The sequence below is a fragment of the Caballeronia sp. Sq4a genome, from assembly GCF_023170545.1.
Taxonomy (GTDB): Bacteria; Pseudomonadota; Gammaproteobacteria; order Burkholderiales; family Burkholderiaceae; genus Caballeronia.
The window spans coordinates 2,024,388-2,046,000 of sequence record NZ_CP084250.1; the positions used below are offsets into that span (position 1 = coordinate 2,024,388).

General features: G+C 64.7%; 24 protein-coding genes and 1 pseudogene. 12 read left to right on the top strand and 13 right to left on the bottom strand.

Going from position 1 to position 21,613, the window contains the following annotated elements:
* The first annotated feature begins 36 nt into the window (after positions 1-36).
* Positions 37-258 carry an RNA-binding S4 domain-containing protein gene (locus tag LDZ24_RS09640; protein WP_175944540.1) on the top strand — a complete coding sequence of 74 codons (222 nt, stop codon included), beginning with the start codon at positions 37-39 and terminating at the stop codon, positions 256-258.
* A gap of 161 nt (positions 259-419) precedes the next feature.
* On the top strand, positions 420-1,859 hold the full coding sequence (locus tag LDZ24_RS09645; protein WP_248320271.1) for an MATE family efflux transporter: 1,440 nt from the start codon (positions 420-422) through the stop codon (positions 1,857-1,859).
* 92 nt (positions 1,860-1,951) lie between these two features.
* Here LDZ24_RS09645 and LDZ24_RS09650 read toward each other — a convergent pair whose 3' ends face one another.
* The gene (locus tag LDZ24_RS09650) at positions 1,952-2,245 is read right to left on the bottom strand and encodes a hypothetical protein (RefSeq protein ID WP_248320272.1); all 294 of its coding nucleotides are present in this window, start codon (positions 2,243-2,245) and stop codon (positions 1,952-1,954) included.
* A gap of 44 nt (positions 2,246-2,289) precedes the next feature.
* Here LDZ24_RS09650 and LDZ24_RS09655 point away from each other — a divergent pair, with 44 nt between their 5' ends.
* Both LDZ24_RS09655 and fumC read left to right on the top strand, forming a co-directional pair.
* A complete protein-coding gene (locus tag LDZ24_RS09655; protein WP_248322327.1) occupies positions 2,290-3,882 on the top strand; it encodes a phospholipase D family protein in 1,593 nt (530 codons plus the stop codon).
* A gap of 23 nt (positions 3,883-3,905) precedes the next feature.
* Positions 3,906-5,312: a class II fumarate hydratase gene (gene fumC, locus LDZ24_RS09660; protein WP_248320273.1), complete on the top strand. Its 1,407-nt coding sequence runs from the start codon at positions 3,906-3,908 to the stop codon at positions 5,310-5,312.
* Positions 5,313-5,485: 173 nt separating this feature from the next.
* Here fumC and LDZ24_RS09665 read toward each other — a convergent pair whose 3' ends face one another.
* Together LDZ24_RS09665 and LDZ24_RS09670 are read right to left on the bottom strand one after the other, a co-directional pair.
* Positions 5,486-6,001 (bottom strand): acyl-CoA thioesterase, encoded by a 516-nt coding sequence (locus LDZ24_RS09665; protein ID WP_248320274.1) that lies wholly within the window; start codon positions 5,999-6,001, stop codon positions 5,486-5,488.
* Positions 6,002-6,054: 53 nt separating this feature from the next.
* Entirely contained in the window at positions 6,055-6,195 is a 141-nt protein-coding gene (locus LDZ24_RS09670; RefSeq protein WP_248320275.1) for a hypothetical protein, read from the bottom strand.
* Positions 6,196-6,366: 171 nt separating this feature from the next.
* On the opposite strand from LDZ24_RS09670, the pseudogene LDZ24_RS09675 reads away from it, so the two are divergent.
* Positions 6,367-7,104 (top strand): annotated as a pseudogene (locus tag LDZ24_RS09675) (ArsR/SmtB family transcription factor); the annotation flags it as partial.
* A gap of 56 nt (positions 7,105-7,160) precedes the next feature.
* On the opposite strand, the gene LDZ24_RS09680 reads toward LDZ24_RS09675, so the two are convergent.
* Together LDZ24_RS09680 and LDZ24_RS09685 are read right to left on the bottom strand one after the other, a co-directional pair.
* On the bottom strand, positions 7,161-8,132 hold the full coding sequence (locus LDZ24_RS09680; protein ID WP_248320276.1) for a thymidylate synthase: 972 nt from the start codon (positions 8,130-8,132) through the stop codon (positions 7,161-7,163).
* A 149-nt stretch (positions 8,133-8,281) separates the two neighbouring features.
* Positions 8,282-9,661 carry a sigma-54 dependent transcriptional regulator gene (locus tag LDZ24_RS09685; protein WP_248320277.1) on the bottom strand — a complete coding sequence of 460 codons (1,380 nt, stop codon included), beginning with the start codon at positions 9,659-9,661 and terminating at the stop codon, positions 8,282-8,284.
* 574 nt (positions 9,662-10,235) lie between these two features.
* On the opposite strand from LDZ24_RS09685, the gene LDZ24_RS09690 reads away from it, so the two are divergent.
* Positions 10,236-10,502 carry a hypothetical protein gene (locus tag LDZ24_RS09690; protein WP_248320278.1) on the top strand — a complete coding sequence of 89 codons (267 nt, stop codon included), beginning with the start codon at positions 10,236-10,238 and terminating at the stop codon, positions 10,500-10,502.
* 81 nt (positions 10,503-10,583) lie between these two features.
* Positions 10,584-11,081 (top strand): dihydrofolate reductase, encoded by a 498-nt coding sequence (locus LDZ24_RS09695; RefSeq protein WP_248320279.1) that lies wholly within the window; start codon positions 10,584-10,586, stop codon positions 11,079-11,081.
* A gap of 78 nt (positions 11,082-11,159) precedes the next feature.
* Here the strand turns inward: LDZ24_RS09695 and pmbA are convergent, their stop codons facing one another.
* Positions 11,160-12,530, bottom strand: coding sequence for a metalloprotease PmbA (gene pmbA, locus LDZ24_RS09700; protein ID WP_248320280.1), 1,371 nt, complete (start codon positions 12,528-12,530; stop codon positions 11,160-11,162).
* A gap of 216 nt (positions 12,531-12,746) precedes the next feature.
* On the opposite strand from pmbA, the gene yjgA reads away from it, so the two are divergent.
* Together yjgA and mog are read left to right on the top strand one after the other, a co-directional pair.
* Positions 12,747-13,352 (top strand): ribosome biogenesis factor YjgA, encoded by a 606-nt coding sequence (gene yjgA / locus LDZ24_RS09705; protein ID WP_248320281.1) that lies wholly within the window; start codon positions 12,747-12,749, stop codon positions 13,350-13,352.
* Positions 13,342-13,962: a molybdopterin adenylyltransferase gene (gene mog, locus LDZ24_RS09710; RefSeq protein ID WP_175944570.1), complete on the top strand. Its 621-nt coding sequence runs from the start codon at positions 13,342-13,344 to the stop codon at positions 13,960-13,962. Before yjgA ends, mog begins: the two co-directional genes overlap by 11 nt.
* On the opposite strand, the gene orn is transcribed toward mog, so the two are convergent.
* Positions 13,959-14,579 carry an oligoribonuclease gene (gene orn, locus LDZ24_RS09715; protein WP_248320282.1) on the bottom strand — a complete coding sequence of 207 codons (621 nt, stop codon included), beginning with the start codon at positions 14,577-14,579 and terminating at the stop codon, positions 13,959-13,961. The two genes, mog and orn, sit on opposite strands and share 4 nt — an antisense overlap.
* A 129-nt stretch (positions 14,580-14,708) precedes the next feature.
* On the opposite strand from orn, the gene LDZ24_RS09720 reads away from it, so the two are divergent.
* The 3 genes from LDZ24_RS09720 to LDZ24_RS09730 are packed head-to-tail and all read left to right on the top strand — an operon-like array spanning position 14,709 to position 17,229.
* The gene (locus tag LDZ24_RS09720; RefSeq protein ID WP_175944574.1) at positions 14,709-15,977 is read left to right on the top strand and encodes a M48 family metallopeptidase; all 1,269 of its coding nucleotides are present in this window, start codon (positions 14,709-14,711) and stop codon (positions 15,975-15,977) included.
* The gene (gene rsgA, locus LDZ24_RS09725) at positions 15,974-16,909 is read left to right on the top strand and encodes a ribosome small subunit-dependent GTPase A (protein ID WP_248320283.1); all 936 of its coding nucleotides are present in this window, start codon (positions 15,974-15,976) and stop codon (positions 16,907-16,909) included. The genes LDZ24_RS09720 and rsgA overlap by 4 nt, the downstream gene beginning before the upstream one ends.
* Positions 16,906-17,229, top strand: a complete 324-nt coding sequence (locus LDZ24_RS09730; RefSeq protein WP_248320284.1) for a DUF2007 domain-containing protein — start codon at positions 16,906-16,908, stop codon at positions 17,227-17,229. Before rsgA ends, LDZ24_RS09730 begins: the two co-directional genes overlap by 4 nt.
* A 3-nt stretch (positions 17,230-17,232) precedes the next feature.
* On the opposite strand, the gene LDZ24_RS09735 is transcribed toward LDZ24_RS09730, so the two are convergent.
* The 6 genes from LDZ24_RS09735 to rpsP form a co-directional block, all read right to left on the bottom strand.
* Positions 17,233-18,171: a CobD/CbiB family protein gene (locus tag LDZ24_RS09735; protein WP_244846965.1), complete on the bottom strand. Its 939-nt coding sequence runs from the start codon at positions 18,169-18,171 to the stop codon at positions 17,233-17,235.
* 101 nt (positions 18,172-18,272) lie between these two features.
* The gene (locus LDZ24_RS09740) at positions 18,273-18,929 is read right to left on the bottom strand and encodes a CoA pyrophosphatase (RefSeq protein WP_248322328.1); all 657 of its coding nucleotides are present in this window, start codon (positions 18,927-18,929) and stop codon (positions 18,273-18,275) included.
* A gap of 147 nt (positions 18,930-19,076) precedes the next feature.
* The gene (gene rplS, locus LDZ24_RS09745; RefSeq protein WP_159836713.1) at positions 19,077-19,466 is read right to left on the bottom strand and encodes a 50S ribosomal protein L19; all 390 of its coding nucleotides are present in this window, start codon (positions 19,464-19,466) and stop codon (positions 19,077-19,079) included.
* A 132-nt stretch (positions 19,467-19,598) separates the two neighbouring features.
* Positions 19,599-20,369, bottom strand: coding sequence for a tRNA (guanosine(37)-N1)-methyltransferase TrmD (gene trmD / locus LDZ24_RS09750; RefSeq protein ID WP_175944583.1), 771 nt, complete (start codon positions 20,367-20,369; stop codon positions 19,599-19,601).
* 28 nt (positions 20,370-20,397) lie between these two features.
* Positions 20,398-21,129 (bottom strand): ribosome maturation factor RimM, encoded by a 732-nt coding sequence (gene rimM, locus LDZ24_RS09755; RefSeq protein WP_248320285.1) that lies wholly within the window; start codon positions 21,127-21,129, stop codon positions 20,398-20,400.
* Positions 21,130-21,221: 92 nt separating this feature from the next.
* Complete coding sequence (gene rpsP, locus LDZ24_RS09760; RefSeq protein WP_175944588.1) at positions 21,222-21,476, bottom strand: 30S ribosomal protein S16; 255 nt, start codon at positions 21,474-21,476, stop codon at positions 21,222-21,224.
* Between the last annotated feature and the right edge of the window lie 137 nt (positions 21,477-21,613).

Genomic DNA, 21,613 nt, shown 5'->3' on the forward strand with positions numbered 1-21,613 from the left:
TTATCATCGAAGTCTTTTCGCATCTGAACGCCCGCCATGCCGCAGCTTCAATTCACCCTCACGGGCGACTACGTCGAACTCCACAACCTGCTCAAGCTGATGGGACTCGCCGATAGCGGCGGCTCGGCGAAGGCGCGCGTCGCGATGGGCGATGTCACCGTCGACGGCAAAGTGGAACTGCGCAAGACCTGCAAGATCCGCGCGGGTCAGGTCGTGATGCTCGACGGCCAGAAGATCCGAGTGCGCGCGCCCGACTGATACCGCTTGCGCCCATGCGCCCGCCGCTTGCGAAAAGACGACCATAACGGGGCGCGTCATCGACATGCCGCGCGCGAGGCCATAAGCTAAGCGTCTTTCGTTCAGGTTTCAGCGCGCGACACGGACGCGTCCACGCGCCCTTCCGCTCCTTTCTCTCGATCATGCAATCGCACACCAGCCGCGCGACCCGCGCGCATTCGGGACACGTCAGTCTGTCTCGCCATGCCGTCGATACCGCGCGCCTCGCCGCGCCACTCGCCATCGCGCAACTGTCGCAAATGGCGATGGGCGTCACGGACACGATTCTGCTCGGCTCGCTCGGTCCCGACGCGCTCGCCGCGGGTGGTCTGGGCGCCAACATGTTCTTCGTCGTCGTGACGCTGCTGCAAGGCGTACTGACGTCGGTGAGCGTGGCTGTCGCGCATGCGCGCGGCGCGGATGCGGAACACCGCGTGCCCGGCATCTACTGGACGGGGCTCGTGTTGTCCGTGCTGCTCGCCGTGCCGGCGTTCGTGCTGCTGTCATATGCGGAGCCGCTTCTGCTCGCGTTCCACGAGCCGGCGACGCTTGCGCACAACGTCGGTGAATACTGCGCGGTGCTGCGCTGGGGCACGCCGGGCAGCCTGATCGGCATCGGCATGATGCGCGCGTTCCTGCCGGCCATCGGCGCGGCGAAGCGCTTGCTGTGGGTGTCCATCGGCGGCGTGTTCGTCAACGGCTTTCTGAACTACGGGTTGATCCACGGCGCGTACGGCCTGCCGCGCGAAGGCTTTCTCGGCTCGGCGGCGGCCACCGCCATCACCGTCTGGCTGACGGCCTTCGCGCTCGTCGCGCTGCTGCATCTGCGCCCGCGTTACCGGCATTTCGTCGCCGCCGCGCGGCCGCATCTGCCGCTCATGGGCGAACTCTTCGGCATCGGCTGGCCGGTCGCCATCACGTACGGCGTCGAATCGACGCTCTTTCTCGCCACCGGCATGATGGTCGGCCTGCTCGGCGAAGCGCCGCTCGCCGCGCACCAGATCGCGCTCAACGTGGCGTCGGCGGCGTTCATGGTGCCGCTCGCCATCGGACAGGCGGCGAACGTGCGCGTCGGCTACTGGGCCGGCGCGGGCGTGCCGGTCGCGGCGCGTCACGCGGGCTTCGTCGCGCTGGCGCTCGGCGTCGGCTTCATGATGTGTTCCGGGCTCGTGCTCATTACCGCGCCGCGCGCGATCGTCGGCCTGTATCTGCATCTCGACGATCCCGCCAATGCGCGGACCGTCGCGCTTGCCGCATCGCTACTGAGCGTCGCGGCCGTGTTTCAGATCGTCGACGGCATGCAGACGGTCGGCTCGGGCTGCCTGCGCGGCCTGAAAGACACGCGCGTGCCGATGCTCGCCGCCGCGTTCGGTTATTGGGGCGTCGGGTTTCCGACGGGCTATGTGCTCGCGTTTCACTTCGAGCTGGGCGCCAAAGGCTTGTGGTGGGGACTCGCCGCGGGACTGGCGAGCGTCGCTGTGCTGATGACGCTGCGGTTTCATCGCATCAGCAGGCGGCTGGTGGAAACGGGCGTCACGCGCGCCGACGATCGCGTGGACGGGGCTTCGAAGCGGATTGCCTGAAAGATGCGCTAGCCACGCATATGCAAAGCAAGAATGCTTGGTTGGTCCTCGCCGCGTGCGTTGTTAGGATGAACCCGTCTCCTCCTTGAGACTTATCCAGTAACAGGGGTTATAGCCCGCTCTGCCGAGCGGGCTTTTTTTTCGGCTGCCGATTCCCGCGCATCGTGCGTTTGCTCGCCTGGCCCGCACGCCAGTTCCCCTAGAATGATTTCGAGATGCCGCAGCGGCGAGAACGCTTCTTGCTGCGTCGCGAAGCTGCCGTTGCTGCAAGCGGTCGCACGGAAGCAGCCGAATCGAGATAAACAAAAAAAGAGGAAGCGAAGTGTCGGAAATCCGGGGAATTCGCCAAGCTGGATGGGAAGTCGCGCGCGTTCGAAACGACGCATCGGTCGCGACAAAAACAACGAAATGGGTGAACCGCACGCGCCGCATGGCGGTCATGGCGCTCTTCACCGCGCTCTGCACTGGATGCGCGACGCGCCCGCCCGCCACCGCGTTCGATCGTCCGGTGACGCACGCGCTGCCCGCGACCGAGCCGACGCCGCTCCAAACGGCGCTCGCGCCGCTCGAAAAGCAGCATCCGGGCGAATCCGCCGTGCGCCTTCTGCCGACCGGCTCCGATGCGCTTCAGGCGCGCGTCGCGTTGGCTCGCGCCGCGACGAAGACGCTCGACATGCAGTACTACATCGCCGAAGAGGACAACACCGGCAAGCTGCTGCTGGGCGCGGCGCTCTACGCGGCGGACCGCGGCGTGCGCGTGCGGATGCTGGTCGACGACCTGAACTTCAAGGACATCGACCGCATCATGGCGGCGCTGAACTCGCACGACAACATCGAGATTCGCGTGTTCAATCCGTACGGCAGCGCGCAGCGCAGCTTCGCCGAGCGCACGCAGAACTTCTTCACGAACTTGAACCACTTCACGCGCCGCATGCACAACAAGGCGATGATTGCGGATAACCAGATCGCGATCGTCGGCGGGCGCAATCTCGGCGATGAATACTTCAACGCCAGCCCGACGCTGCAATTCCGCGACCTCGACATGTTCACGGCCGGCCCCGTCGTGCACAAAGTCTCAGCGAGCTTCGACGATTACTGGAACAGCACGCTCTCCTACCCGCTGCGCGTGCTGAACAAGCAGAAGTTCGATGCGTCCGAGCTCGACAAGACGCGCGAGGATCTGCGCAACCACTGGCGCGACCAGGCCGACCCGCTGAACGCGAAGCCCCTCAACGCGACGCCGCTCGCCCAGCAGATATCGCGCGGCGAGATGAGCCTTGTCTGGGCGCCGACCGAGTTCGAAGCGGATTCGCCCGCGAAAATCGAGCATCCGAGCGACGACTACCAAAGCCCGCCGATGACGCGGCTCGCCGAGCTGATGAAGAACGCGCAAAGCGAGTTCCTCATTCTGTCGCCGTACTTCGTGCCGCACGACGTGGGCGTGAAGGCGCTCGCCGACCTGACGCGCCGCCACGTGCGCGTCGCGGTGCTGACCAACTCGCTCGCCGCCACCGATGCCGTCGCGGTTCAGGCGGGCTATGCGCCGTATCGCATGCCGCTTCTGCAAAACGGCGTCGAACTGTACGAATTCAAGCCGCTTCAGCCCGAAGGCGAGAGCCGCCCGCCGCCCGGCCTATTCGGCTCGTCGTCGCGCGCGAGTCTGCACGCCAAGGCGTATGTGATCGATCGGAGTATCCTCGTGATCGGATCGATGAATCTCGATCCCCGCTCGGCGCGGCTCAACACCGAACTGGCGCTCGTGATTCACAGCAAGCCCGTCGCGGAGCAGGTCGCGGCGCTGTTCGACAGGGGCATCTCGCCGAAAGCGAGCTGGCGCGTGGAACTGGCGAGCGCGGCGGTGATGGCGGAACTGCGCCGCACCGGCTCGCCGCAGTCCGGTCTCGTGTGGACCAGCCAGGAAGACATCGGCACGGTGACCTATAACTTCGATCCCGACGCCGGCTTTTACCGTAACGCGATGACGGGCGTCTTCAAGCTGCTGCCCGTCGACGGACAGCTTTGACCACTTCAAAGGAACATCAGGCCATGACACAGAACGCACAGGGCGATGTACGCATGGAGAAGGACACGTTCGGCGAGATCGCCGTGCCCAACGGCAAGCTCTGGGGCGCGCAAACACAGCGGTCGTTGCAGAACTTCAAGATATCGACGGAAAAGCAGTCGCCCGAACTCATCACCGCGCTCGCGATCATCAAGCGCGCCGCCGCCGAGGTGAATCAGGATCTGAAGGTGCTCGACGCAAAGAAGGCACAGGCGATCATGCAGGCGGCCGACGAGATCATCGACGGCAAGCATCCGGACGAATTTCCGCTCGCCGTGTGGCAGACGGGTTCCGGCACGCAGACGAACATGAATCTGAACGAGGTGATCGCCAATCGCGCGAGCGAGCTGCTCGGCGGGCCGCGCGGCGAAGAGCGACTCGTGCATCCGAACGATGACGTGAACCGCGGCCAGTCGTCCAATGACGTGTTCCCGACCGCGATGCACGTCGCCGCCGCGTATGCGATCGTCAAGCATCTGGTGCCGTCGCTCAAAACGCTGCGCGAGACGCTCGACAAGAAGGCGAAGCAGTTCGCGGATATCGTGAAGATCGGCCGCACGCACTTGCAGGACGCGACGCCGCTCACGCTCGGTCAGGAGTTTTCCGGCTACGTCGCGCAACTCGATCAGGGCATCCGCCACGTCGAAGCGACGCTGCCGCATCTCTATCAACTCGCGCAGGGCGGCACGGCGGTCGGCACCGGGCTGAACGCGCATCCGGAGTTCGCGGTGAAAGTGGCGCAGGCCATCGGCAAGCTGACCGGCCTGCCGTTCGAAACCGCGACCAACAAGTTCGAGGTGATGGCCGCCGCCGACGCGCTCGTCGCCGCGCACGGCGCGCTCAAGACCGTCGCGGCGAGCATGATGAAGATCGCCAACGACATTCGCTGGCTCGCGAGCGGCCCGCGCTGCGGCCTGGGCGAGCTATCGATTCCGGAGAACGAGCCGGGCAGTTCCATCATGCCCGGCAAGGTGAACCCGACGCAGTCCGAAGCCGTGACCATGCTCTGCTGTCAGGTGTTCGGCAACGACGTCGCGGTGAATTTCGGCGGCGCGAGCGGCAACTTCGAGCTAAACGTGTTCCGGCCGATGATCGCGCATAACGTGCTGCAGTCCATCCGCCTGCTCGCGGACGGCGCGCAGAGCTTCAACGACAACTGCGCGGTGGGCATCGAGGCGAATCAGGAGCGCATCGACAGTTTGCTCAACGAGTCGCTGATGCTGGTGACGGCGCTCAATCCGCACATCGGCTATGACAAGGCCGCGCAGATCGCCAAGAAGGCGCACAAGGAAGGCACGACGCTCAAGGCCGCCGCGCTCGCGCTCGGGCACGTGACCGAACAGCAGTTCGACGAATGGGTGAAGCCGCACGAGATGGTGGGCAGGAAATAGGCGTTCTCGGGCGCTCTCGGGCGCTCTCGGGCGTTTTCGGCCGGCGAGCGCCTCCTGCGTCGCGCTGAAGTCACCGCTGGACTGACGGCGGCAAGGTGTGCACGGCACGGGTCGACGTGGCGCGCAAGCGCACTCGTGAACCGGATGCGCCCCGCGCGGAACTCGAAGTCGCGTCAGACCTTGCCCGCCGCCACTTCTTCCGGCTTCAGCTCGACGATTGCATCGAGCGCGTCTTTCACGTCCATCGCGTATTTCGCGAGACGTTTCTCTTCTTCCGATTCCGGCACGAACGGCGGCACGGGCGTGGGCTGCCCTTTCTCGTCGACGGCGACGAACACCATCAGGCAGTCGGTGGTCTGCTCCAGCTCGCCGACTTTCGGGTCACCCGCGTGCACCGAGACGTGAATGTGCATGCTGGTGCGTCCCGTCAGCACGACGCGCGCGCGCAACTCGACGAGATTGCCGACGAGAATCGGCCGCCTGAAGCGGATGTTGCCGACGCTCACCGTCACCGCGTAGCGTCCGCTCCACATCGCGGCGCACGCGTAGGCGGTTTCGTCGATCCATTTCATGAGCGCGCCGCCATGCACCTTGCCGCCGAAATTCACGGAAATCGGCTCGGCAAGGAAGCGGAAGGTGGTTTCGGCGCGGCCCGCGCGCAAAGCGGCGGGCGGAGTCGGCGTGGTCATGGCGGCTCCCAGCGGAGAAAGAAGCCGCGATTATAGGCCGCGAAAATTGGCGGCTAGTTGTGGACCGTGACACCCTGATCCATGGTGCCGTACATCGTGATGCTGCCGCCGCCCGCCGACGGCGACGGCCCGCCCGCGCAGCCCGCGCACAGGGTAAGAACGGCGAGCGCGGCTGCGGTGATGAGCTTGGACATGCGAATTCCTGGCTGCGTGGTGATACAAGGGAGATACGAGGGAGATACGAGCGACCATTCTAGCGCCGCAAGCGCCGCATCGACATTTCACGCGGATGTGAAACGTCGGGTGCGCGGGCGCGCTAGAGTGGTGGCATCGACCGTTGCGTACCCTTCTTTTGTGCCCTTGCCATGAATTCCGCTCTCGATGACGTCCGCTCGCGGCATTGTCCCGGCCTCTCGCGCATCGGCGCGCTGCTGGCCGATCCGGGCCGCGCGGCGATGCTCTGGTCACTGATGGACGGCACCGCGCGTCCCGCCGGCGAACTGACGATGATCGCGGGCCTCTCGCCGTCGGCCGCCAGCGCGCATCTCGCGCGGCTGACCGATGGCGGGCTGCTCGCGCTCGAAGTCAGCGGGCGGCATCGCTACTACCGCATCGCGACGCCCGATATCGCCGCCGCCATCGAGGCGCTCGCGAATCTCGCACGCGCCAGCGCGCCGCAAGCCGCGCCGCAGCGTCCGGCGAGCGCCGTGCCGCTCGAGATGCGCTATGCGCGCACCTGCTACGACCACCTCGCGGGCGAACTCGCCGTGGCGCTCTTCGACGGCATGCTCGCGCGCCGCTGGCTCGCGGCCGCGCGGGACGATCCGGCGACGCGCGAATCGTCCGCGCTCGACACCACGCCCGACGGGGCGCAGGCGTTCGCGGAACTGGGCATCGACGTGACAGCGCAGCGCGCGCGACGGCGGCGGTTCGCGTGTACGTGCATCGACTGGAGCGAGCGGCGTCCACACTTGGGCGGCGCGCTCGGCGCGGCGTATCTCGAAGCCTGCGAAACGCACGGCTGGATCGAGCATACGGCGAAGCGCCGCGTGCTGCGCGTGACGCCCGCCGGACAGCGGCATTTCGAAGGGTTTCTATCGGGACGCCAGAAACAAAAACGCGCGACCGGAGCCGCGCGTTGCAGAGGTTCTCGATTGGATCAGACCGCCATCGGCGCGCTGATCGGATCGTGATGACGGTAGCCTTCCAGCGCGAAGTCTTTCGGCTCGACCTTCTCCAGCCACTCCGGCTCATAGCGCTTCGTCACCGCGTAATCCGGCACGCGATCCGAAATGATCAACTGCGGCAGCGGATACGGCTCGCGCTTCAACTGCTCGTTGAGCATGTCGCGCTGATTTTCGTAGATGTGCGCGTCGCCGATGAAGTACGTAAACCAGCGCGGCTTGTAGCCCGTGAGCCGCCCGACGAGATGCAGGAGCGCCGCGCCCTCGGTCAGATTGAACGGCGTGCCGAGGCCGACATCGTTGCTGCGGATATACAGGCACAGCGAGATCTCGCCCTTCGCCACGTTCGGGATGAACTGATACAGCAGATGACACGCGGGCAAAGCGATCTCGTCGAGCTTCGCAGGATTCCACGCGTGAAAGAGGATGCGCCGGTCAGTCGGCCGCTCGATGATAGTGTCGAGACACTGGCGCAACTGGTCGATGGCCTTGTACAGCAACACTTGCTCGCGCCCGTTTTCGACGAAGCTCGTCACGAGTTCATAGCCGCGATTGGTCGCATCGGCGATCTGGTCGCCCGCGCCGGCGTCGATCAGCTTATATGCCGGCCAGTTGCGCCACTGCACGCCGTAGACGTCGCCGAGATCGTCCGTGCCGCGGCGATACGGGTTTTCGAGCCACTGCGGATTTTCGTTCGCGTTCGCGTCCCACACCTTGCAACCGAGCGCGCGGAAGTCCGCCGCGCTTTTCGACGCGCGCAGAAAGCCGATCATTTCGCCGATCGCCGACTTGAATGCGAGCTTTTTCGTCGTGACGGCGGGAAAGCCCTCTTGCAGATCGAAGCGCAGCATCGCGCCCGGAATGCTGATGGTGCGGATGCCCGTGCGGTTTTCCTGCCACGTGCCGGTATCGAGGATCGTCTGGACGAGCTCGAGATACTGTTTCATTCGATGTTCCTTGAATGCGGGCACGGGCCACGCGAAGAGAGGCGGAAACCACCGATTTTATCAAGCGGCCCGCCTCGGCGCTGGCGTTCGTAAAAAGAAGAACGGGCGCCTTGCGGCGCCCGTTGCGGTGAGCAGAAACGATGCGTCGGTCAGCCGCGCGTGGCGTGTTCCGGGGGCGCGTCCACTTCGATGTGACGCATGCCGTGCGCGCTCAGCAGCCGATACAGCGTGACGCGCGAGATGCCGAGTTCGTGCGCCGCGTCGCCGAGCCGCCCGCGATGCCGCAGAAGCGCGAGTTCGATGGCCTGCCGCTCCGCCGCTTCGCGCGCCTGCGCGAGCGAGACCGGCGCCACTTCGACATATTCGCCGAGTTCGAGATCGCGCGCGGTGATCTGCCGCCCTTCCGACATCACGATGGCGCGGCGCACGCGGTTGATCAGTTCCCGCACGTTGCCCGGCCAGCCGTAGTTGTGAATCGCGGCGATCGCATCCGGCGAGAAACCGCGCAGGCGGCGGCTCGCGTCCTTCTTGAAGCGGTCGAGCATGTGCTTCGCGAGCAGTTCGATGTCCTTGCCGCGCGCGCGCAGCGGCGGCTCGTCGATCTGCAGCACGCACAGACGGTGATACAGGTCGGCGCGGAAACGCCCTTCGATCATCGCGGTCTGCATGTCGACGTGCGTCGCCGAAATGATGCGCACGTCCACCGGCGTGGATCCGTGGCCGCCGAGACGCTCGACCTTGCGCTCCTGCAGGAAGCGCAACAGGCTCGCCTGGCTTTCGAGCGGCAGATCGCCGATTTCGTCGAGGAACAGCGTGCCGCCGTTGGCCGCTTCCACGCGACCGATCTTGCGCTGATTCGCGCCCGTGAACGCGCCGCGTTCATAGCCGAACAGCTCGGATTGCAGCAGGTGCGCGGGAATCGCGCCGCAGTTGATCGCGACGAACGGCTGATCGCGGCGCGCCGAGCGCTCGTGGATGGCGACGGCGGTGAGTTCCTTGCCGGTGCCCGATTCGCCCGAGATGAAGACGGGCGCGTCCGTCATCGCGACTTTGCGGATCGAGCGGAAGAGCGCGAGCATGGCGTCGCACGAACCGACCATCTCGCCCTCGGCGCGGCCCTCGCTGCGCGCGTCGTTCGACGCGGCGTCGTGCAGCGCCACCATGCCGTAGGCGTGGCCGACGGAATCGACCACCCGGTCGTTCGACGTGGGAAGCGTGACGTAGTCGAAACAGTAGTCGCGGATCAACCGGCGCACTGCAGCATCTTCGAGCTGGCCGGCGACGGTTGCCGCCACCCAGCCGACGTTGGTCATGGTCAGCGACGATTCGAACGCCGCCAGTTCGTGTGATTCGAAATGTCCCGATAAATCGAGCAGCCCGCCCATTGCGAGGTCGCTGCGCAGCGCTTTGCGCGTGTCGCGCGCGCTTGCCACGATCTCGATTTGCCAGCCGCGTTCCTCGAAACGCGAGCATAGCGTTTCGCTGGGGTCCCGAGTCACATAGATCAGTTGCCGCCGAGCGACGTCCATTATTCAGATCCTTGGTTCAACGTTCGTTGAAAAGGTCGCGTAGTTCAGGCTTTCGCTTCAAGCAGAATTCTTGGCCCTCGCAGGTGATGCGTTCGGACTTGCAATTCGATACCTCGCCCCCTGGAACGTGCCGCGCATAGCGCCGGCAGCCTTCCGCGAAACCCTTTTGGTTTGATTCTGCGCCGCATTGAAGAGACTACTATAACCCAGAATCACCAAAAACAAATACCGCCAAAGACGGCTTGACTCGCCGCAAAACCTTGCTGGCTAAGGCTCGCGACCAGTTTCACACGGATTTATTGCAAGTTCGCGTCGTGCTTTTCGTACGACGAGAGCTTATACCGAATCTGCCCGATCTTTCGGCTTTTCTTGCCCCACGTTTCGTTGATGAAACGTTTTCCGGAGGTTTTCACCGATTTCCGTCGAGGCGTTATGCGCGACGCTTTGACTGTCAAGGCGCCGATGCGAATGGCATGCATTTAGCTATAGATTGCCCCACACGCGGCACGCATGAAACGGCGAGATTGTCTTTCATACCCGTCGCCCCACGATTTTATTTCCCGAAACTGCGCTTGTGGAATTAATTACTTCGTTTGTTGTGTTGACAATGGCTCTCGATCACAATTTACCGCGTTTTGAATCGACGGCTAATGCACGGCCGGACGCGAGCGAGACGCAAGCAATCGACTGGTCCCCCGCGAATGAACGAGCGGCCAATGATGCGGACGCCGCGTCATGGCGCGGAACCGCCGCTATTCCGAGCGTGACGCTGTGGGACGAAATCGCGCCGGAAGTCCCGCGCGCCTATCGCGACGGCGCGGAGGACGCATCGGCAGGCTAAGCATGCGCTCGTCGAAGGGAGCGGGACGCGCTGGCCAGCGCGTCGGTTAGAATGCGCGCGCCGCCTCTCTCCTGACTGCACATGACGACGCTCACTCTCATCGTCGCCCGAGCACGCAACGGCGTGATCGGACGCGATAACCAACTGCCGTGGCGCCTGCCCGAAGACCTCGCCTTCTTCAAACGCACGACGATGGGCGCGCCCATCATCATGGGACGCAAGACGCACGAGTCGATCGGGCGGCCGTTGCCCGGGCGGCGCAACATCGTCGTGACGCGTGACGCCACGCGCCGCTTCGAAGGCTGCGACACGGTGACGAGCATCGACGAAGCCCTCGCCCTCGCGACTGCCGACGGCGCGGCGGAAGCGTTCCTGATCGGCGGCGCGCAGCTTTATGGCGATGCGATCGGCCGCGCGCATAAGCTGATCGTCACGGAAATCGACGCCGATTTCGACGGCAACACGCGTTTTCCGGCGCCCGACGCGTCGCAGTGGCGCGAAGTGTCGCGCGAGCGGCATCGCGCGGCGGCGCCCAACGACTTCGAGTTCGCGTTCGTCACTTACGAGCGGCGCGCATAACAACGACTCAACGACTAAGGCCCCGGACGATTGCTCATCGTCCGGGGCCTTTCGTTTCGCCAGCAGCGCGGGAAGCGCTTACTGCCCCGCCACCGTCATCCGCTCGATCAGCACCGAGCCGATTGCCTTGGTGCCGCGCACCACGGTATCCGCGCCCACGGCTTCGATATGGCGGAACATCTCCTGTAGCGTGCTCGCCACCGTGATTTCCTCCACGGCGTGCTGGATCTGACCGTTCTCGACCCAGAAGCCCGACGCGCCGCGCGAATAGTCGCCCGTCACGTAGTTCACGCCCTGCCCCATCAGCTCGGTCAGCAGCAGGCCCGTGCCGAGCTTCTTCAGCATGGCTTCGAAGTCGTCGCCGGGCTGCGTGTGCGTGCTCTTCATCGACAGATTGTGCGAGCCGCCCGCGTTGCCGGTGGTCTGCATGCCGAGCTTGCGCGCCGAATACGTCGAGAGGAAATAGCCCTGCACCACGCCGTCTTCCACGACGTTGCGCCGCTGCGTGCGCACGCCCTCTTCGTCGAAGGGCGCGCTGCCCATGCCGCCGCGCACGTGCGGGTCTTCGACGATCTGAATGTGCGGCGCGAACACTGGCTTGCCGAGACTGTCGACGAGGAACGTGGTCTTGCGATACAGCGCCCCGCCGCTCACCGCCTGCACGAACGCGCCGAGGATGCCCGCAGCGAGCGGCGCTTCGAACAGCACGCGGCACTTGCGCGTGTCGAGGCTGCGCGCGTTCAGGCGCGCGAGCGCGCGCTCGGCGGCGTAGCGGCCGACGGCTTCCGGATCGGCAAGCTCGGAGGCGTCGCGCTTCGACGTGTACCAGTCGTCGCGCTGCATGTCGCGACCGCTCGCCGCGATCGGCGCGCATGCGATGTAGTGTCGCGAGTACGGATAGCCCGCCATGAAGCCGCGCGAGGTCGCGAGCACGAATTGCGAATGCTGCGCGGACACGCTCGCGCCTTCCGAATTCGTGATGCGCTTGTCGACCGCGAACGCCGCAGCCTCGGCGCGGCGTGCGATGTCGGCGGCCTCTTCGGCGTCGATGTCCCACGGGTGATAGAGATCGAGGTCCTGCGGCGACTTCTCGAGCAGTTCTTCCTCGGCGAGCCCGGCCGCGCTGTCTTCCGCGGTGAATCGCGCGATGTTGTACGCCGCCGCGACCGTGTCGCGCAACGCCTCGCGCGTGAAGTCGGCGGTGCTCGCGTTGCCGCGCTTCTTGCCGATGAACACCGTGACGCCGACCATCTTGTCGCGGTTGTGCTCGATCGTGTCCACTTCGCCGCGCCGCACGCTCACCGAGAGGCCGTCGCCCTCGGAGATTTCGGTGGCGGCATCGCTCGCGCCGAGTTCCTTCGCGTAGCGCAGGATGTCCGACGCGATCTCCTTCAACTCGTCTTGCGTGTGCGGAAAAAAGCGTTGCCTGACGTCGATGTCTGCTGCCATGTGTCGTTGCCTTCGGTTTTGTTGACCGCGCAAGCGCCCGTCGCGCTCCGTGTCATGAATGTCGCGCCTGTCGTCGCGCCCGTTGTTGCGCCCGTTGTTGCGCCTGTCGTCGCTCAAGACGCGCGCCGACTCTCCACGCGATCATAGCAAGGACGGCGCGCGTTCACCCGTCGCGACCGCGTCGGCTCGCGCGCGGGCGCAAGCTACAATGTCGCCATGAACCGTAAAACCCGCATTCAACCGATGGAAGCCGATCGCGACGACGCGCCCGATCAGGCCTACGACCGCCCGAGCAAATCGCAACTGAAGCGCGAGATGCACGCGCTCCAGGAGCTCGGCGAAGCGCTCATCGCGCTGCCGAAAGACGCGCTCAAGCGCATGCCGATGCCCGAAGATCTCGACAGCGCCGTGCGCGAAGCGCGCCGCATCACGGATCACGAGGGCAAGCGCCGTCAGTTGCAGTATGTCGGGCGCGTGATGCGCTCGCTGTCGGAAGAGGAAGTCGCCGCGCTGCGCACCGCGCTCGACACGCATCGCGGCGTGAACAAGGCGGAAACGGCGCGGCTGCACTGGATCGAGCGCACACGCGAACAACTGCTCGCCGATGACGCCGCGCTCACCGACTTCATTCGCGAACATCCGGGCGTCGATCCGCAAGAAGGCCGCACGCTGATTCGCAACGCGCGCAAGGAGCGCCAGCAGCAGAAGCCGCCGCGCTATTACCGCGAGCTGTTCCAGTGGATCAAGAACGCGGCGGGCGTGGAAGACGACGAAGACGAAGACATCGACGAGAACGACGAGGAAGGCAAAGATGAAGCCTGAGCGCAGTCATCCGGACGAGTTGATCGTCGGACTCGTGTCCATCAGCGATCGCGCGTCGCAAGGCGTGTATGAGGACAAGGGCTTGCCGTCGCTGCAAGCGTGGCTCGGCGGCGCAATGGCTTCGCCCTGGCGCGCCGAAACGCGGCTGATTCAGGACGACGCGGCCACCATTTCTGCGACGCTGATCGAACTGGTCGATACGCTCGGCTGTGATCTCGTGCTGACCACCGGCGGCACCGGCCCCGCGCGCCGCGACGTGACGCCCGAAGCCACGCTCGCCGTCGCCACTAAGCCGATGCCGGGCTTCGGCGAACAGATGCGCCAGATCAGCCTCAACTTCGTGCCGACCGCCATTCTTTCGCGACAAGTGGCAGTCATTCGCGAAACCGCCGATCACGCCGCGCTCATCATCAATTTGCCGGGGCAGCCGAAGTCCATCCGCGAGACGCTGGAAGGCGTGAAGGACGCGGACGGCAAGACGACGGTGCCGGGCATCTTCGCCGCGGTGCCCTATTGCATCGACCTGATTGGCGGGCCGTATATCGACACGCAGCCGGAAGTCGTCGCCGCGTTTCGTCCTAAAAGCGCGATCCGGCCGCCGAAGGTTTAGGACGCGCTGCTCGCCGCCGCCGGAATCAGGAAGTGCTCGCGGTAGTACTTCAGTTCGTCGATGGACTCGTGGATATCGGCGAGCGCCGTGTGCATCGCGCGCTTCTGGAAGCCCTTGTAGATGGCCGGCTGCCAGCGGCGGCACAGTTCCTTCAGCGTGCTGACGTCCAGATTGCGGTAGTGGAAGAAGGTCTCCAGTTCCGGCATCCAGCGCGCCATGAAACGGCGATCCTGACAGATGGAGTTGCCGCACATCGGCGACTTGCCGGGCGGCACGTACTGGCCGAGAAACTCGCGAATTTGCCGCGTGGCTTCGGCTTCATCCACCGTGGACGCCTTCACGCGCTCGATCAGCCCCGAGCGGCCGTGCGTATTGCGGTTCCACTCGTCCATGCGTTCGAGCGCTTCTTCCGTCTGGTGGATGGCGAGCACCGGACCTTCCACCATCTTGTCGAGCGTCGAGTTCGTCACGACCACGGCGATTTCGATGATGCGGTCGTTGTCCGGATCGAGCCCGGTCATTTCCATGTCGAGCCAGATGAGATTCATGTCGCTACGCGCGAGTGCGGATTCGGCGGCGAGGTCAGCGCTTGCGGAACGGTCGGAGGAGTCGGTCATGGATGCTGCCTGAGAAGAGAATGGGGCGCGGGCCGAATGCATCTGAGAAGCCAACGCGATGGCATGATGTGACAACGGCGACACGGCCAAGAACCTATAATTCTCGCATAGTTCAATCGGAATGCCCGGATGACCCACCTCTCGCTCGCCTTCTCGACCGTCTTCGTCGTGGCGCTCGCCGCGATGGTCTCGACCAAGCTCTGGCTCGCGTCGCGCCAGATTCGCCACGTCGCCGCGCACCGCAACGGCGTGCCGCCGCAGTTCACCGGCACCATCCCGCTCGCGGCGCACCAGCGGGCGGCGGATTACACGATCGAGCGCACGCGTCTCACGATGATCGAAGTCGTGACGAGCGCCGTCGTGCTGATCGCGCTGACGCTGCTCGGCGGCGTGCAGGCGCTCGACAACGCCATCTCCGGCTGGCTCGGGCGCGGCTACCTCGGGCAGATCGCGCTGGTGGCGTCGGTCGTCGCGATCACAAGCCTCATCGACCTGCCGTTCGACTACATCCGCCACTTCGTCGTGGAAGAGAAGTTCGGCTTCAACCGCATGTCGAAGAAGCTCTTCTTCGTCGATCTGGTGAAAGGCACGGTGCTCGGCGTCGTGATCGGCGCGCCGCTGCTCCTGCTCACGCTGTGGCTCATGGATCGCGCGGGCGCTTATTGGTGGCTGTGGACGTGGATGGTCTGGGTCGCGTTCCAGTTGCTCGCCATGATCATCTACCCGACGTTCATCGCGCCGCTCTTCAACAAGTTCGAGCCGCTGAAGGACGAGGCGCTGCGCGCGCGCATCGAAAACCTGATGTCGCGCACGGGCTTCGCGGCCAAGGGCCTTTTCGTGATGGACGGCAGCCGCCGGTCCGCGCACGGTAACGCGTACTTCACGGGCTTCGGCGCGGCCAAGCGCATCGTGTTCTTCGATACGCTGCTCGCGCGGCTGTCCGGCAGCGAGATCGAAGCGGTGCTCGCGCACGAACTCGGTCACTTCAAGCGCCGTCACGTGCTCAAGCTGATGATCGTGATGTTCGGCATCAGCCTTGCGATGCTCGCGCTGCTCGGCTGGCTCGTGCAGACGGTCTGGTTCTACGAAGGCCTGGGCGTGCGGCCGTCGCTCGTCGGCGGCAACAACGGGCTCGCGCTCGTGCTGTTCATGCTGGTGCTGCCCGTGTTCATGTTCTTCGTGACGCCGCTCGGCAGTCTGACATCGCGCAAGAACGAGTTCGAAGCCGACGCTTTCGCCGCGAGCCAGACCGATCCGAAGGATCTCGTCAACGCGCTCGTGAAGCTGTACGAGGACAACGCGTCTACGTTGACGCCCGATCCGATCTACACCGCGTTCTACTATTCGCATCCACCCGCCTCGCAGCGCATCGACCGTCTGATGCAACACGCCGCATGACGACGCGCGCCCCGCGCAAGACCGGCGCGCCGTCCGCCGCGCGACTTCGCGGCACGGTGATCGCCGCGCACGGCCGGCACTATCTCGTGATGCCGGACGACGGCGGCGCGATGCTTCAATGCTTCCCGCGCGGCAAGAAGAGCGAGGTGGCAGTGGGCGATCATGTGATGTACGAACAGTCGTCGGCGGATCAGGGCGTGATCGTCGAGATCGGCGAGCGGCGCAACCTGCTCTACCGCTCAGACCAGTTCAAGTCGAAGCTCTTCGCCGCGAATCTCGACCAATTGCTGATCGTGCTCGCCACCGAGCCGCACTTCAGCGAAGACCTGCTCGGGCGCGCGCTCATCGCGGCCGAAGCGCACGAGCTCGATGCGCTCATCGTTCTCAACAAGACCGACGTGACGGACGCCCTGCCGCTCCTGCGAGAACGTCTCGCGCCGTATCGCGAGTTGGGCTACACCGTGATCGAACTGTCGGCGAAGGCGCGTCCGGGCGAAGTGCATCCGCAACTGGACGCGCATCTGCGCAACCGCGCGACGATCCTGCTCGGGCAATCCGGCATGGGCAAGTCGACGCTCGTGAATCTGCTCGTGCCCGATGCGGACGCCGCCACGCGCGAGATATCGTCGGCGCTCAACAGCGGCCGCCACACGACCACGTTCACGCGCCTCTACACGTTGCCCGGCGGCGGCTCGCTGATCGATTCGCCGGGCTTTCAGGAGTTCGGCCTGCATCACCTGTCGGAAGGCCAGCTAGAACGCGCCTTCGCTGACTTCCGCCCGTATCTGGGCCACTGCCGCTTCTACAACTGCCATCATCTGCAAGAACCGGGGTGCGCGGTGCTCGAAGCGGTCGAGGCCGGCAAGATCCGGCCGGAGCGCCACGCGCTCTACGCGCAACTCGTTCACGAAGCCAGCCAGATCGTGCGATGAAACGGCTCACGTCGGCGCCCAACCTGATCACGGCACAACATTGGGTGAATGTGCTGGCGATAGCGGGCGTGCCGTGCGAGCTGCACAACCGCTATCTCAACGGTGCGCTAGGCGAGATTCCGGCGGATCAATGTTCACCGGAAATCTGGATCGTCGACGACCGCGACGAAGCGCTGGCGCACCGTCTGCTGGACCGCGCGCAAAAAGGGCCGGACGCGAACGCCCGGCCCTGGTTCTGCAAGCATTGCGGCGAACGGCTGGAGCCGCAGTTCACCGTGTGCTGGCAATGTCAGACGGACCGCGATCCGCTCGACGGCTGACGCTCAGGCGAGCCACACCGCGATGGTGAGCATCAGCAAGAGCAGCATCCACAAGATGACGGCGCGCCACACGAGGCCGACCGCCGATTGCAGCGTACGCGGCGTGCAGTCGTCGCCGACGGGAAGCGGGCTCGCATCGCCGACAGCGAGGGCTTCCACGCTCAACGGTTCGGCGAGCGGCCCCGCGAGTCGCGCGCCCAACGCGCCGCTGCCTGCGGCCAGCAGCACGCCGTCGTTCGAGTCCGGCCACTGGCGCGCGTGATTGCGCCACGCGTAGATCGCGTCCTCGAAGTTTCCGACGATCGCGAAGCCCATTGCGGTCAGGCGCGTCGGAATCCAGTCGATCACAAAAAATGCGCGCTGCGCGAACGACGAGAACTCCGCGGTGCGCTCGGGGCTCGGCATCGCCCATGCACGCGCCAGATATTCGGCGATGCGATAGAACACCGCGCCCGCCGGACCGATCGGGATCAGAAACCAGAAGAAGACGCCGAACACGTGCCGGTGCGACGCGACTACCGCATGAACCAGCGTGTGCCGCACGATCTCGCTCACGGGCATGTCGACGGTATCGAGCCCGGTCCACTCCGTCAGCACTTCGCGCGCGCGCGGAACGTCGTCGTTATTGAGCGCGAGATGGATGTCGGTGAAATAGTGGCTGAACTGGCGAAAGCCGAGCGTGAAGTAGACGATCACCACGTTCCACAAAAACGCCAGAACGAAGTTGATGCGATACAGCACGTAATAGACGAGGCCGACCGCGAGCGTCCACGGCAATACGACCAGCAGCCACGCGACGACGCCGTGCTTGGGCTTGCCGGCATCGAAGCCGTGCGCGGTGGATTCCGCGTGATACTGAAGCAACGACGAAACAGGATTGTGCGGCGACAGGGCACGCACTTGCTCGATGATAAGAGCCAGCAATACGGAGAAAAAAGTCATGCGAAGCGCCGAAACAGTCGGTTGATTCGAGTTTCGCGTAACGATATCACAGCGCCTTGCGCGTTTTGTACGATCGGTCGCTGCGCGTGTTGCGAGCGTGGCTAACGTGCAGCGAGGAAGCGATAGAAATTGCGCAACATGCCCGCCGTCGCGCCCCAGATGAAGTACGGCGCCTTGCCTTCGGACGGCGTATACGGCATGGCGAAGAACCGCCGCTCGCCGCCTTCCCAACGAAACACGCGCACTTCGTGGTTCGCCGGATTCATGAGCCACGCGAGCGGCACTTCGAAGATATCGGCGACTTCGCTCGTGTCGGCCTGCAACGTGAACGTCGGATAGACGAGCGCGACGACCGGCGTCACGCGAAAGCCCGTGCCGGTCAGATAGTCGGGCATTGCGCCGATGACTTCGCAATGCTCCGCGCCGAGGCCGACTTCCTCGCGCGCTTCGCGAAGCGCGGTCGCGGCGGCATCGGCGTCTTCGGGCTCACGGCGTCCGCCGGGGAAGCTGATCTGGCCGGCATGATCGGAGAGATGATCGGCGCGCTGAGTCAACAGCACAGTGAGCCCGCCCTCGCGCACGACGAGCGGCACGAGCACCGAAGCGACGCGCGGATCGCCGCCGATCGCCTTGATGCGCTGCTCGGGCGGCTCCTGCGTCCAGTCGAGTTCCTTCGTGAAGCGTTCGCGCAGTCCGTCCGGCGTCAGGCGTTCCGGCGGAATCGGCGGCATGGCTTCGCCCGTCGAGACGACGGGCATCAGTTCGGGTTCGAGAATGCGCGGAGTCGATGTCTTGCCAGTGGACACGGGTCTCAAGCCTGAATGTGGAAGATATGATTTGAACACACCAAAGAAAAAAGCACCCGCGAGGGGTGCTTTTTCCGGTGCGACTGCGCTGCTGAGAGCTTACTCGGCGGCGGTAGCGGCACGGTCCTTCGAGACCAGCTTTTCCTTGATTCGAGCCGACTTGCCCGAACGCTCGCGCAGGTAGTACAGCTTCGCGCGACGAACGTCACCGCGACGCTTCACGACGATGCTCGCGAGCAGCGGCGAGTAGGTCTGGAACGTACGCTCGACGCCTTCGCCCGACGAAATCTTGCGGACGATGAAGTTCGAGTTCAGGCCACGATTGCGCTTTGCGATCACGACGCCTTCGTAAGCCTGCACGCGCTTGCGCGTACCTTCGACGACGTTCACGTTGACGACGACCGTGTCGCCCGGACCGAAGTCGGGGATGGCCTTCTCGCCCAGCACGCGTGCGATCTCTTCCTTCTCGAGTTGTTCAATCAGATTCATTACTGACTCCTTGTGCCATCTTGCCGGAGTTGTGTGCCTCGACTTCTGGTAAGAGGCCCCGGTAGAGGATGGGTTCACTTCCGGCGCCGATGTTGGTCGGCGCCCCCATTTGTCCCGCTCGTAGCCCGAAGCTTATTGCGGCTTCGACGCGTCCTTCGCGAGACTTGCAAGCCACGCCTCGTCGGCACGGCTCAGCAACTTGCTCTTGCGCGCCCGCTCGATCAGATCGGGCCGCTTGATGAACGTATTGCGCAATGCTTCGCGCCTGCGCCAGGCGTCGATTTCCTTGTGATGGCCGCCGAGCAGCACATCCGGCACGCGCACGCCTTCGTATTCCTCCGGGCGCGTGTAGTGCGGACAGTCGAGCAATACGTCGACGAAACTGTCCTGCACTGCGGATTGCGCGTCGTTCAGCACGCCGGGCAAGTGGCGCACGACCGCGTCCATCAGCGCCATGGCCGGCAATTCGCCGCCGGATAGCACGAAGTCGCCGAGGCTCACTTCCTCGTCCACCACGCGATCGATCAAACGCTGGTCGATCGCTTCGTACCGGCCGCACAACAACACAAGGCCGGGTTCCTGCGAGAAACGCATCACGCGATCATGGTCCAGCTTCGCGCCTTGCGGCGACATCATCACGACGCGCGTGTTCTCGATGCCCTGCTCGCGCTGCGCTGTCTTGGCCGCATCGATCGCGTCTTCCAGCGGACGCGCCAGCATGACCATGCCGGGGCCGCCGCCGTAAGGACGGTCGTCGATGGTGCGGTAGTTGTCCGTGGTGAAATCGCGCGGATTCCATGTGCGCAGACCGAACCGCCCCTGCTTCACCGCCCGGCTGGTGATGCCCCAGTCGGTCAGCGCGCGAAACATCTCGGGAAAGAGCGTCACGACATCGAACTGCATCGCCCTCTCCGTGTTCTGCCGATGGCTTTCAATAATCGGCGTCCCAGTCGACGACGATACGCTTCGCCGCCCGATCCACCGTCTTCACGTACACGCCGACGAACGGAATAAGCCGCTCGCCGGTGACGGGCTCGCCATCCTTGTTCGTGGCCGGGTACTCGACCCGCAGGATGGAATGCGCGCCGTTGTCGATCATGTCGGCAACGCGGCCAAGCGCCACGCCCGCTTCGTTTTCGACATCGAGGCCGATCAGATCGACCCAGTAGAACTCGTCTTCGTCGTCGAGCTTCGGAAAGTCGCTGCGCGCGATGTGCACCGCGTAGCCTTTCAGCGTCAGCGCGGCGTCGCGGTCGTCGCAACCCGCCAGACTCGCGACGATCGAATCTCCGTGCACCTTCGACTGCAGACGGCGCGCGGACTTGCGGTCGCGATTCTTGACGAGCCACCAACGCTTGGCCGAGAGCAACGCGTCGCCGCCGGACTTGCCGTGCGCATGCGGCATGACCTTGACCCAGCCCTTCAGGCCATAGGCATCCACGATGAAACCGACTTCGACTGCATCTTCCGGCAGACTCTCCGCCGGCTCGATGCCCTCGCCGCCGCCTTCGGGCTTGCCTGCGCCCGAAACGCCGGCCGCCACGCGGCGCGCGCCCGGCTTGCGGACGAACGCGCCGAACGTGGCGGCACCTTCCTGTTGCCCCGGCTTCGGTTGACTGACGGAACCGGACTCGTGGCCGTTTCGGGGATCACGCGCGGGCATCAGCGAACCTTTGGGCAAATATGTGCGACTTGGGCGACCGGTTACGCTTGAAAGCGTGACGCGTCGCCTCAATCGAAAAGCAGCGAGACAGCTTAAGCAGCCGGCTGAGCTTGCTTCGACTGCTTGACCAGACGCTCGACGGTCGGCGACAGTTGCGCGCCGACGCCTTGCCAGTAGGTCAGGCGATCTTGAGCGATACGCAGCGATTCGCCCTTCGTGGCGACCGGGTTGTAGAAACCCACGCGCTCGATGAAGCGGCCGTCACGGCGGCTACGCGAATCGGTTGCGACGATGTTGTAGAACGGGCGCTTCTTCGAGCCGCCACGAGCCAAGCGGATGATGACCATGCTGAAATCCTTGAAAACCGGGGTTCGGAACTACCAGAACACGCGATTATAACGGGAATCCGAAGCCCTAACAAACACTTAACGCATTTTTTGCTGGCAACGTGCAGCGCCGGGAGCCGCCGCGACCGAAATGTCGC